Here is an 11,525-nt window from a genome sequence, read left to right as displayed (position 1 = left end):
GCCCCTTCGCCGTGGTCCGGCGGCAGGTCCTCCGCAGCTCCTCCGTAGGCCCTCCGCGGGTCCTCCGCAGGTCCTCTACGCCTGGCCGGTCTCGAAACGGGAGATCCGGCCGTCGTCCTCGACCACGAAGCTCCACCGGGTGCGCATCTCGCCCCAGGTGTCGTTGCGGTAGTCGGCAAGGAGGGCGCGTCCGCCGTCCGACTCCTTGGTGACGTCCATGTGGCCGTGGGAGGAGAAGATCTCCCGGTCGGTCCACTGCGCGAGATCACGGTCGGAACCGTCGTCCGCCATGGTCGCGTCGGGGGTGAGCAGGCCGCGGAACGCCTCCTCGTCATGGGCGTTGACGGCGGCGACGAAGGCGCGGACGGCCGGGTCACTGAGTCTGTCGATCTGGATCGCCATACGGGTCACACTCACACCGCCGTCCGGCCCCCGCCACCCGAACGGCGCCCAGAACGGGCCGGACGGGTGTGAGGGGTGCGACGGTGGTTACGCGGAGGAGGCTGTTCGTGTCCTGTTCCGGTTCTCATTTTGTTCTCTTCTTCTCCCCTCACGTCCGCTGTTCTCTGCTCAGGGAGTCACCGTGACCTGTTACGACCGTCGTGATCTGGGACTGCTGCTGCTCCGGCTGGGCACCGGCGGAGTGCTGGCGGCGCACGGCGCGCAGAAACTGTTCGGCTGGTTCGGCGGGCACGGCCTGGAAGGGACCGGCCAGTTCATGGAGTCAGTCGGCTACGCGCCCGGCAAGGCCAGCGCGACGGCGGCCGGCCTGGCGGAGACCGGCGGCGGCGCGCTGCTGGCGCTGGGCCTGGCCACCCCGGCGGCGGGTGCGGCCGCGGCCGGCGCGATGGCGGGCGCGTCCGCGGTGCACGTCCCCAACGGCTTCTTCGCGCAGAGCGGCGGCTACGAGCACGCGGCCTCCCTGGGCCTGGCCGCCGCGGGCCTCGCCGTCACGGGCCCGGGCCGCCTCTCCCTCGACCACGCCCTCGGCCACGCGGTCGACCGCGGCTGGATGGTCCCGGCGGCACTGGGCGCGACAGCGGCGGTCACGGCGGTGGTCATCGGCATGCGCAACAAGCGGCTGCGCGGGCGGGAGGAGGGCGAACAGGAGGCGTTGTTCGAGGAGTAGCCCTCCCGGGGGGATGCAGGGTCCCTGGAACCCTGGCCTTCGGCGGTCAGGCTCCGGGGAGCGCCGGGCCCCCGCGATGCAAACCGGGCGGGTTCTGACACGCTCCGCTGCATGAGCTCCCAGCCCCGGCCCTCGAAGCCCACCCCCACGGAGCCCGCCGGGCTCGCCTCCCCTACCGGCCCCTCTGCTCCTGCCGACCCCGTCACCTCTGCCATGACCGCCGGTCCCGTCAACTCCGCAGGCCCCGCCGTTCCCGCCGTTCCCGCCGTACCCGCCGTACCCGCCGTACCCGCCGGTTCAGGCATGCCCGTCACCCCCGTCACCTCCGTCACCTCCGTCACCTCCGTCACCTCCGTCACCTCCGTCACCTCCGTCACCCATGGTGACCCCCTCGCCGTTGGTGACCCCGATGGCCCCATCGATCTCTGGGCAACCGTCGAGGCCCTCTCGGGCTGGCTGGACGACCACCAGGCGCACGGCGGCAGCGAGGGCCTGCTGCTGCGGGTGCTGAAGCTGTCGGAGGAGGTCGGTGAGGTCGCGCAGGCGGTCATCGGCGCGACCGGGCAGAACCCCCGCAAGGGCGTCAGCCACACGTGGGACGACGTGCAGAGCGAGCTGTGCGACGTGGTCATCACGGCACTGGTCGCGCTGCGGACCCTGACGCCGGAGGCGGAAGGTGTCTTCGCGGGGCATCTGGCGCGGGTGGCGGAGCGGTCTCTCGGGGGTGCGGGTGGCGAAGCGGTCGTCAGGGGCGCCGGGAGCGCCGGGAGCGCCGGGAGCGCCGGGAGCGCCGGGAGCGCCGGGAGCGCCGGGAGCGCCGGGAGCGCCGGGAGCGCCGGGAGCGCCGGGAGCCGAACGGTCGGCGGGACGTGTCGATGTGGGCGGGTAGAGGGTAGTTGACTCCGTCTGCCCCCATGTTCGCCGAACCGCCCACCCTCCTCTCACGTACCTCGGTACGATCACCGCACGCGAGGCGGGGGTGCCGAGGCGGAGGGGGCGGAGATGGACGTCAATGCTGCTACAGGCGGCGTGACTTGGCGGTTGAGGACCGTGATGTCGGTTGCCGGGGCGGCCATGCTGCTCGGGGGCTGCGGCGCCGGGGACGACAAGGCGGCCGAACCCAGCCCCTCGGCGTCCGGCCGGTCCGCGGCTCCGACCACGTCCGGCTCGTCCTCGTCTCCGTCGTCCGCCTCGCCCACGGGTGGTGATGCGTCGTCACTGAGTCCGTTCCGGGCGGACCCCGCCCGGGTGCCCCGAACGAAGCCGCAGGCCGAGAAGCTGGCAGCGGCGGTCGCCCTTCAACCTGCGGCGTGGGGCGCGGACTTCCGGGCCCAGCAGCCGGCCGCGAGCAATCCCGGCACCGCCGCCGTACTCGACGAACAGTGCCGGTGGGAGCGGCGGCCTCTCCCTCAGGGTGTCCTGGCCTCGCTGTCCCGCTACAGCGAGATTCCCGGCTCCGCCGGGAAGGGCGAGCTCAAGGTGACCGCTGCGGTCACCGTGCACGCCACGGTGCTCGACGCCGACGAGCAGCTGGCCACGACGCTGGAGGAGCCGTTGCGCTGCCGGGAGCAGCAGGTTCGTAGCGATGAGTGGATATCCGGGCTCATGTCGACCGGCACTCCCTACGGCCAGGGCAGCAACACCTACTCCGACGACCAGGTCGTGGAAATAGGTTCGTATCTGACCGGCGGCAGCAAACAGACGTACTACTGGTATGTCACCCGGCTCGGCACGGTGACCGTGGCGGTATCGGTCAAGGGCGGCAAGGGCTACTCGAACGACGAGTTGAACAAGCACGCGTCGCACGCCACCACCACGATGCTCAGCCGCGTGGAGTTCGAGCTCGGAGGGGAGAAGTAGTGGAGCCGCTGCGTTCGTCCGACCCCGCCCGTATCGCGGACCATCGCCTGCTCGGGCGGCTCGGCGCCGGAGGCATGGGCGTGGTGTACCTGGCGCGCACGCCGGGCGGCGCCCTGGTGGCGCTGAAGGTCCTGCTCGCCGAGTACGCCGAGGAAGCGGGCTTCAAGGAGCGGTTCCGCCGCGAGGTCGAGGTCGCCCGACGGGTCGACAGTCCCTGGGCGGTGCCGGTGGTGGACGCCGACGCGGACGCCGAGGCCCCGTGGCTGGCGACGGCGTTCGTACCCGGCCCGTCCCTGGGTGAGGCGGTCGCCGCGTACGGACCCCTGACGGAGCGCGGACTGCGGGTGCTCGGCGCCCGGTTGGCCGAGGCGCTGAGCGAGGTGCACCGGGCGGGGCTGGTGCACCGGGACCTGAAGCCGGGCAATGTGCTCATCGCCCACGACGGACCGCGGCTCATCGACTTCGGCATCGCCCGGGCACCGGAGGACACGGCGCTCACGGCGACCGGGATGGTGGTCGGCACGCCCGGCTATCTGTCGCCCGAGCAGGCCGAGGGGCGCGGTGGGGACGGCGGCATCGGCCCGGCGAGCGACGTGTTCTCCCTCGGGTGCGTCCTGGCGTTCGCGGCGACCGGCCGGGCGCCGTTCGGCAGCGGAGCGGTCGACGCCCTGCTCTACCGGGCCGTGCACGATCCGGCGGACCTCGACGGGGTTCCGGCGGGACTGCTGGAGGTGCTGGGCAGCTGTCTGGAGAAGGATCCGGACCGGCGGCCGGACGCCGGGGAACTGGCCCGGGAGCTGGCGGCCGACGGCGCCGCGCGGGAGAACGAGGCGCAGGACGACGAGGCGTCCGAGTGGCTGCCCGAGCCGGTCACCCGGCTGATCGCCGAGCGATCGGCCGCCGCGCTCGCCCTGCCCGACATCGAGCACACGCTGGCGCCTTCCGCCGGGCCGGCCGCTTCCGCGCCGGCGGAACCCGACACGCGCGGGACGTCCGAGTCTGCGCAGCCCCAGGACGCCCGCCCGGCCGGCCGACGCCGTTTCCTCCTGCTCGCCGGGGGCGCCGTGGCGCTGGCGGCGGGCGCGGGCGGGACCTGGTGGACGGTCACCCGGGACGGTGACGCGGGGGGCGACGGAGCTGCCGCCGCCGCGTCCTCGCGGTGGCCGGTGCACACCGTCGCGCTGCACGCCGACCTCAGCGGCCCGCAGCGGGAGACGGGCAAGGCCCAGGAGCGCGGGCTGCGCCTCGCCGTCGCGGAGTTCAACGCCCGCGACGACGCCCCGTTCACCGTGAAGGTCAGGGCCGTCGACGACAAGGGTGATCCGGCGACCTCGGCCCGGCTCGCCACGGAACTCACGGACGACCCGGCGGTTCTCGCCGTGGTCGGTCCGACCAGCGACGCCACGGCGCAGACATCGCTGGCGAAGTACGATGCCGGGCTGCTGCCGGTCGTCGCCGTGTCTCCCGGCTCGACCGTCCTCTCCATCCAGGGATTCCGCTCGTTCCTGCACGCACGGCTGCCCGACGCGGTGCTGCCCGTCTACGTCAGCAACTACCTGCGCGGCACCGCTCGATCGCGCAAGGTCGGCATCGTCGTCGACCGTCCGGCCGGTAACTACGCGACGGACCTGAGCACTTCCCTCAGCAATGTGCTCGGCAACGCACAACAGCCGTCCGTACCGGAAGTGGTCAGCGCGATGCGGCGCGACTTCGGCAGCGCGGTGGACGCGGTGCTCTCCGCCGGCGCCGACTCGGTGTTCTTCGCCGGTCTGCCCGATCGGGGGGCGCTGATCGCCGGCACGCTGCGCGAACGCGGGTTCGACGGAGCCCGGATCTCCGGCCCGGCCCTGCTCGACGAAGCGTTTCTGACGAAGGCTCAGGAGTCGGCCGAGGGCTGGACGATGGTGGCTCCGGTCATCGACGCGACCCGCAAGCCCGAGGCGCGGAAGTTCGCCGCCGCCTACCGCGAGCGCTGGAAGGAAGCACCGCCCCGGTACGCGGCGGAGGCGTACGACGTGACCGGGATGCTGCTGAAGGCCCTGGCGGCGCTGCCGGCGAAGAGCCGAACGCGGGAGAACCTGCTCGCGGCCGTGCGGGCGGGGAAGTACACGGGCATCACCAAGCCGTTCGCCTTCGAGAAGACCGGTCTGATGGTCATCGACGGAAACGGCGGCTACCTCTGGCGGGTCGAGCAGGGCGACTTCGTGTACGGCGGCCCCGCGCCGCTCACCGTCTGATGGAGCCCCTGCGCGCGGGTGACCCGTCCCGGCTCGGCCGCTACCGGCTGCTGCGGCGCCTGGGGGCCGGCGGCATGGGAGTGGTGTTCCTGGCCCGGGCGCCGGGTGGAGCGATCGCCGCGGTGAAGGTGGTCCGGTCCTCGTACGCCGAGGAGCCGGGCTTCCGGGTCCGGTTCCGCCGTGAGATCGCGGCCGCCCGCCAGGTGGACAGCCCCTGGGTGGTCCCGTTGCTGGACGCGGACGCCGACGCGGAGACGCCGTGGCTGGCGACCTCGTATGTACCGGGTCCATCGCTCGCCGAGACGGTGGACACCTTCGGGCCGCTGTCGCTCGCTTCCGCGCGGGTGCTGGGTCTGCGGCTCGCCGAAGCCCTCGAGGCGGTGCACAGAGCCGGTCTGGTACACCGCGACGTGAAGCCGGGCAACGTCCTGCTGGCCCCGGACGGGCCACGGCTCATCGACTTCGGTATCGCCCGTGCCCCGGAGGCCACCGCGCTCACCTCCAGCGGCGTGATCGTCGGCTCGCCCGGCTTCCTGTCGCCCGAGCAGGCGCGGGCGCGGGGCGGGGAGATCGGGCCGCCCAGCGATGTGTTCTCGCTGGGGTGCGTGCTGGCGTTCGCCGCGACCGGCGTAAGGCCGTTCGGCGGCGGCGGAGCGGCCGGCATGCTGCTGCGCACCGTCTACGAGGACCCGGATCCCATGGCGATCCCGCACGGCCTGACGCCCCTGGTGCGGGACTGCCTGCACAAGGATCCGACCGGTCGGCCCGCTCTCGCCGCACTACGTGAGGCGCTCGCGGCCGGATCGGAGGCCGACTCCGCCGAGCGATCGGACTGGCTCTCCGCGCCGGTCACCCGGCTGATCAACGACCGGTCCGCCGCCGTGCTCACCATCGGCGCGATCGAGCCGACCCAAGTGTCGGCGTCGGCGTCGGCTTCGGCTTCGGCTTCGGCTTCGGCTTCGGCTTCGGCTTCGGCTTCGGCTTCGGCTTCGGCGGACACGGTGTCACCGGAAGCCGCAACGCTCACGGCCGTCACAGCTGCCCCACCCGCCGTGCCGGGCGTCAGCCGCCGCAGATTCATGCGCCTCGGCTCCACGGCCGGGGTCCTGGCGGCCGGCGGCGGCGGAGCCTGGTGGTGGAGCACCCGCTCCGGGACGCCGACGACGCCTCCGTCCGATGCGAGCCCGCGCCCCGAACTGGTCGTGGCGTTCCACGGCGATCTGACGGGCGCCCGGAAGGAGAGCGGGAACGCCCAGCTCAACGGTGCCCGGCTGGCGGTCGAGCAGATCAACGCCAAGAGCGGCCACCCCTTCCGCCTGAAGCTGGTCCCCTACGACGACGGCGGCGACCCGAGCCGGGCCGGCAGCCTGGCCGAACGGCTGACGAAGGACGCCGGCGTCCGCGCCGTGCTGGGACCCACCACCGACGCCTGCTTCGTCGCGACCGAGGTCACCTACACCAAGGCGGTGATGCCCGTCGTGTCCGTCTCGGTGGACGCCGACACCCTGAGCACCACGATCGGCACGAACGTCTTCCACTCGCACGCGGCGCTGCGCGTCACGGGCGGTCTCCTCGCCGCCCCCTGTGTCCGCTACCTCAGCAACCACGTCGACGCCCGCAAGGCGTTCCTCGTGGACGACCGGGCGCAGGGCGACTTCTCCTGGACCGTCTGCGACCAGATCGAGCGGGCACTGCGGCAGACAGGCCGGGACGCCACGGTGACCGCTGTCGCCGCCGGAAAGGTCGACTACGCGGCGCTCGCCGCCCAGGTGGTCTCCACCCGCGCGGACGCGGTCGTGTTCACCGGCGACGCGGCACGGGCCGCGGGACTCGCGTCGGCACTGCGCACCGCGGGGTTCACGGGCACCCGGATGGCGACGGAACGGGCCCTCGACCCGCGGTTCCTCACATCCGCCGGAACCGCCGCGACCGGCTGGGTCTTCGCCACCTCCTTCACCGACCCGACGGTCCGCCCCGCCGCCCGCGCCTTCACCAAGGCCTACCGTGCCCGCTTCGGCACCGGTCCCGGCTGGTACGCGGCGGAGGCCTACGACGCCGTGATGTTCCTGGCGGAGGCGTGCACCAAGGACGGTGCGGCGGTGACGGAGCGGGGTGCGATCGCCCGCCGGATGCCCGAGGTGACGTACTCCGGGATCACCCGGACCGTCCGGTACCAGAAGGGGTACGGCTACAACCACGACGCGATGTTCGAGTTCCGGGCGGCCGACGGCGCGTTCCGCTACCTCGGGCAGTACCAGGAGGCGGCGGTGTCCTGAGCGGGGAACACCTCACCCGCCCGCTCGGCGGGACGTCCGGTGGCCGTCACCGCCGCGCTCACTCCGCGTCGGCGACGACCGACCCGACCCGGTCGGCCAGACCTGGGTCGCGCCGGACCAGGAGGGCCGCGTAGCAGACGGCCGCGAGGAGGGTGGCCAGCGCCGCGTACGGGAACCAGCTGTAGGGGGCGGGCTGTCCGGGCTTGGCCAGGTAGTACAGCGGGACCAGGACGGCGAGGGCGCCGACCCCTGGCAGCACCAGATGCCGCACGGTCCGGAACTCCTGGGGACGGTATCTGCGGTAGTACAGCGGCAGCGCGATGTTGGACGCGAGATAGACCAGCAGGATCAGGATGGCGCCCAGGCTCGAGGACTCGGCGAAGAAGACCACAGGGTTCATCGGACCGCCGTCCCCGAGCAGATGCCCCAGGCCCCAGCCCGCGATGATCAGCAGCGCGGTGGCGGTGAAGGTGACGATCGCGTTGTTCGGCGTACGGCGCGTGGGATGGACGTACCCGAAGAAGGACGGGAGCAGCCCCTCGCGGCCGGCGTTGAACACCAGTCGCGCCTGGGAGTTGATACCCGCGATCAGCACGCCGAGGGTGGAGGTCAGGCCCCCGACGTAGGCGAGGACCGCCAGTGCCCCCAGCGTGTGCTGGGCGACGTCGATGAAGGGGATCCGGGAGTCGCCGAGCCGCCGCACGTCGTAGCCGAAGCCGGTCACCGTGGCGTAGGAGAAGAGGATGTAGCTCACCGTCATGATCGCCACGGAGGAGAACACCGCGCGGCCGACGTTGCGCCGCGGGTTCTCCGTCTCCTCGGCCAGCGCCGCCGAGTTCTCCCAGCCGATGAACAGGTACACCGCCAGCGGGAAGCCCGCCGCGAGACCCTTGATGCCGTGGGTGAGATGGGAGGGCAGGAACGGCGCGACCGAGAGGTCACCACGGTGCTCGACGATCGCCGCGACCGAGACCACGACCAGCACGAGCATCTCCACGCCGAAGAAGTAGCCGGCCCACTTGGTGGACACCACGATCCCGCGCAGCATCAGCACCACCGACAGCCCGGTCAGCAGCAGCGTCCAGACGATCCACGGCATGTCGACACCGGTGTAGTGGTGCAGGGTGATCTGCATGAACCCGCCCGAGATCGCGATGACGGAGGCCATCGCGATGATGTAGCCGAGTCCGGCGAGCAGGGCTGTGGTCACCGCGCTGACCGGCCCGAAGGTCTTGCCCACGAAGGTGGTGAAGCTGCCCGCCGAGGGGTGCGCCCGGGAGAACTCGGCCAGCGTGTTGCCGAACAGCGCGACCGCCGCTCCCGCCGCCACGATGGTCAGCGGGGACGCGACGCCCGCGGTGGTGGCCAGGAAGGCGAAGCCGAAGAAGAAGCTCATGGCCGGGCCCACGTTGGCCATCGTGGCGGCGGCGATGTCCGCCATGCCGAGGACGCCACCGCGCAGCCGCTGGGGGGCGCCGTCGGCGGGGCCCGACGGCGACGACGGTCCGGCAGGTCCGGCAGGTCCGGGCTCAACCATGGCGACAACTCCCTTCTGAGAGGTCAGTTCGGTTCGGCGTGCCGGTGTGCCTTCACCGCGCGTACCGCCAGGTCCATCGCGCCCCGGCCGAGTTCGTCGAGCAGGTCGGCGTGGCAGCGGTTGCGGGCCTGTACGACCGCGGGGTCCGGCGCGGGCCGCAGCAGGCACTCCCTGCCGAGCAGGTCGGCGGCGAACTCCCTGATCCCGGCGCCGCCGAGCGTCTCCGCGAGGTCGAGGTGGAAGCGGGTCTCCAGCTCGAGCAGCCGTGCCGGGTCGTCCGCCAGGTCCATCTCCTCGACCAGCGCCCGCAGCCCGTCGAGCCGGCCCTCCGGCAGCTCGCCCGCGGTGTGCGCCACGAGCCCGCACTCGAGCAGCAGATGGAAGGACTCCAGTGCGTCCGCCTCGTCGGCGTCGTACATCACGGCGACGACCGGGCCCCAGTCCGCCGCGACGAAGGTCCCGCCCGCCCGGCCGCGACGGCGGTCGAGCAGGCCGTCCTGGCACATGGCCTCCAGCGAGCGGCGCACGGTGATCTCACTGATCCCGAGCTCCTCGGCGAGGACTCCCGCGTCCGGCAGCCGGTCGCCTGGCGACACGGACCGCAGACGCACCCGCAGGGCGATCCGGGACCGGACGAGCTCCGCTCCCGTGGGACCCCGGCCGGCCAGGACGCGCGTGTCCCAGCCGCTGTAGGGGCCGAACTTGCCCGGTGCATTCACCACGGCGCCACCTTAACGGCCTGGCGAGCGGGGTCACGGTGTGGTCCACAGAGGGCTCCCGGAAGAGGGGGTTCCGCGCTGCACGAAAAATAGAGCAAGGTGAACAGTTAAACAAGTCTTGTTCTTTTGGATCGTACTGAACTAATTTCCAGACGCCCCCCTGGTCCGTACTCCCTGTCCGTCCGCACTCCCTCCATGGATGTCGAGATGACCACAACCGTCCCCAAAACCCCTCCCGCCGAGTCCGGCGGCTCTGGCGACTCCGGCGACTCCGGCGGCCTGCAGGCCGGACTGAAGAGCCGCCACCTGTCGATGATCGCGATCGGCGGTGTCATCGGCGCCGGCCTGTTCGTCGGCTCCGGCTCCGGCATCGCCGCCGCCGGTCCCGGCATCCTCGTCTCGTACGCGCTCGTCGGCGTCCTCGTCGTCCTCGTGATGCGCATGCTCGGCGAGATGGCCGCGGCCAACCCCACCTCCGGTTCGTTCTCGGCCTACGCGGACCGCGCGCTGGGCCGCTGGGCCGGCTTCACCATCGGCTGGCTGTACTGGTTCTTCTGGGTCGTGGTGCTCGCCGTCGAGGCGACCGCCGGGGCCAAGATCCTGGCCGGCTGGATCCCCGCGGTGCCCCAGTGGGGCTGGGCCCTGATCGTCATGATCGTCCTCACCGCCACCAACCTGGTCTCGGTCAGCTCCTACGGTGAGTTCGAGTTCTGGTTCGCCGGCATCAAGGTCGTCGCCATCGCCGCGTTCATCGTGCTCGGCGGCCTCGCGCTGTTCGGGCTGCTGCCCGGCTCCGACCACCCGGCGAGCGGCTTCTCCAACCTCACCGCGCACGGCGGCTTCCTGCCGAACGGGCCGGGCGCGATCCTCACCGGCGTCCTGATGGTCGTCTTCTCCTTCATGGGCAGCGAGATCGTCACCCTGGCGGCGGGCGAGACCGCCGACCCGCGGGCCGCCGTCACCAAGGCCACCAACAGCGTGATCTGGCGGATCGCCGTGTTCTACCTGGGCTCGATCCTGGTCGTGGTGTCGCTGCTGCGCTGGAACGACCCGGCGATCCTCAAGGACGGCTCCTACGTCGCCGCCCTGAGCTCCATCGGCATCCCGCACGCCGCGCAGATCATGAACACCATCGTGCTGACCTCGGTGCTGTCCTGCCTCAACTCGGGCCTGTACACCGCCTCGCGCATGGCCTTCTCGCTCGGCCGCCGCAGCGACGCCCCGGCCGCCTTCGGACAGACCACGGGCCGGGGCGTACCACGCGCGGCCATCCTCGCCTCAGTGGTCTTCGGCTTCGTCGCCGTCGCCTTCAACTACCTCTGGCCGGACACCGTCTTCCAGTTCCTGCTCAACTCCTCCGGCGCGATCGCCCTGTTCGTCTGGCTGGTGATCTGCTTCTCCCAGCTGCGGATGCGCAAGATCATCGAGCGGGAGTCGCCGGAGAAGCTGGTCGTCCGGATGTGGCTCTACCCCTACCTGACCTGGGCAACCATCGCCCTCATCACCTTCGTCCTCGGCTACATGCTGACCGACACGGCCGACGGCGGCGGCCGCGACCAGGTGGTTCTGTCCACCTTGGTGGCGGCCGCCGTGGTGGCCTTCGCGGTGATTCGGGGGCGGCTGTCGGGCAGGAAGGCGGCGCAGGACACCGCTCCTCTGTCCTGACCCCGGTGTGCTGCTAAGAGTTCCGAAACCGGGAACCTCCAAGAATCTGCCGTAGTCCGCTGTCAACCGCACAGCGTGTACGGGCAACCCTTGCGCGTTCCC

Annotated in this window: 8 protein-coding genes and 1 pseudogene; 6 read left to right on the top strand and 3 right to left on the bottom strand. The window is 72.0% G+C overall.

From position 1 onward, the window contains the following. Positions 1 to 75 precede the first annotated feature (75 nt). Positions 76 to 402 (bottom strand): nuclear transport factor 2 family protein, encoded by a 327-nt coding sequence (locus tag ACFWBB_RS18090; RefSeq protein ID WP_385272750.1) that lies wholly within the window; start codon positions 400 to 402, stop codon positions 76 to 78. A 181-nt stretch (positions 403 to 583) separates the two neighbouring features. On the opposite strand from ACFWBB_RS18090, the gene ACFWBB_RS18085 reads away from it, so the two are divergent. The 5 genes and pseudogenes from ACFWBB_RS18085 to ACFWBB_RS18065 all read left to right on the top strand — a co-directional run bounded on the left by ACFWBB_RS18085 (position 584) and on the right by ACFWBB_RS18065 (position 7,502). Then, positions 584 to 1,129 carry a DoxX family membrane protein gene (locus tag ACFWBB_RS18085; protein WP_385272747.1) on the top strand — a complete coding sequence of 182 codons (546 nt, stop codon included), beginning with the start codon at positions 584 to 586 and terminating at the stop codon, positions 1,127 to 1,129. A gap of 417 nt (positions 1,130 to 1,546) precedes the next feature. Beyond that, a pseudogene (locus ACFWBB_RS18080) lies at positions 1,547 to 1,852 on the top strand (MazG-like family protein); the annotation flags it as partial. A 525-nt stretch (positions 1,853 to 2,377) separates the two neighbouring features. Next, the gene (locus ACFWBB_RS18075; protein WP_385272744.1) at positions 2,378 to 2,989 is read left to right on the top strand and encodes a hypothetical protein; all 612 of its coding nucleotides are present in this window, start codon (positions 2,378 to 2,380) and stop codon (positions 2,987 to 2,989) included. Further along, on the top strand, positions 2,989 to 5,226 hold the full coding sequence (locus tag ACFWBB_RS18070; RefSeq protein ID WP_385272741.1) for a bifunctional serine/threonine-protein kinase/ABC transporter substrate-binding protein: 2,238 nt from the start codon (positions 2,989 to 2,991) through the stop codon (positions 5,224 to 5,226). The genes ACFWBB_RS18075 and ACFWBB_RS18070 overlap by 1 nt, the downstream gene beginning before the upstream one ends. Then, on the top strand, positions 5,226 to 7,502 hold the full coding sequence (locus tag ACFWBB_RS18065) for a bifunctional serine/threonine-protein kinase/ABC transporter substrate-binding protein (protein WP_385272738.1): 2,277 nt from the start codon (positions 5,226 to 5,228) through the stop codon (positions 7,500 to 7,502). Before ACFWBB_RS18070 ends, ACFWBB_RS18065 begins: the two co-directional genes overlap by 1 nt. Positions 7,503 to 7,560: 58 nt before the next feature. On the opposite strand, the gene ACFWBB_RS18060 is transcribed toward ACFWBB_RS18065, so the two are convergent. Beyond that, positions 7,561 to 9,039 carry an APC family permease gene (locus ACFWBB_RS18060; protein ID WP_385272735.1) on the bottom strand — a complete coding sequence of 493 codons (1,479 nt, stop codon included), beginning with the start codon at positions 9,037 to 9,039 and terminating at the stop codon, positions 7,561 to 7,563. Positions 9,040 to 9,062: 23 nt separating this feature from the next. Beyond that, positions 9,063 to 9,761 carry a FadR/GntR family transcriptional regulator gene (locus ACFWBB_RS18055; RefSeq protein WP_385272732.1) on the bottom strand — a complete coding sequence of 233 codons (699 nt, stop codon included), beginning with the start codon at positions 9,759 to 9,761 and terminating at the stop codon, positions 9,063 to 9,065. A gap of 204 nt (positions 9,762 to 9,965) precedes the next feature. On the opposite strand from ACFWBB_RS18055, the gene ACFWBB_RS18050 reads away from it, so the two are divergent. Further along, positions 9,966 to 11,423: an amino acid permease gene (locus ACFWBB_RS18050; RefSeq protein ID WP_385272729.1), complete on the top strand. Its 1,458-nt coding sequence runs from the start codon at positions 9,966 to 9,968 to the stop codon at positions 11,421 to 11,423. The last annotated feature ends 102 nt before the right edge of the window (positions 11,424 to 11,525 follow it).

The organism is Streptomyces sp. NPDC060000 (genome assembly GCF_042737375.1).
GTDB lineage: Bacteria > Actinomycetota > Actinomycetes > Streptomycetales > Streptomycetaceae > Streptomyces.
Note: the sequence above shows the minus strand (reverse complement) of the source record. Positions and strands in the feature narration are given on the sequence as shown.

What these genes read in the sequence shown, in the direction of transcription:
- ACFWBB_RS18090 (WP_385272750.1), bottom strand. Translation starts at nt 402, where the DNA reads ATGGCGATCCAGATCGACAGACTCAGTGACCCGGCCGTCCGCGCCTTC.
- ACFWBB_RS18065 (WP_385272738.1), top strand. Translation starts at nt 5,226, where the DNA reads ATGGAGCCCCTGCGCGCGGGTGACCCGTCCCGGCTCGGCCGCTACCGG.
- ACFWBB_RS18060 (WP_385272735.1), bottom strand. Translation starts at nt 9,039, where the DNA reads ATGGTTGAGCCCGGACCTGCCGGACCTGCCGGACCGTCGTCGCCGTCG.
- ACFWBB_RS18050 (WP_385272729.1), top strand. Translation starts at nt 9,966, where the DNA reads ATGACCACAACCGTCCCCAAAACCCCTCCCGCCGAGTCCGGCGGCTCT.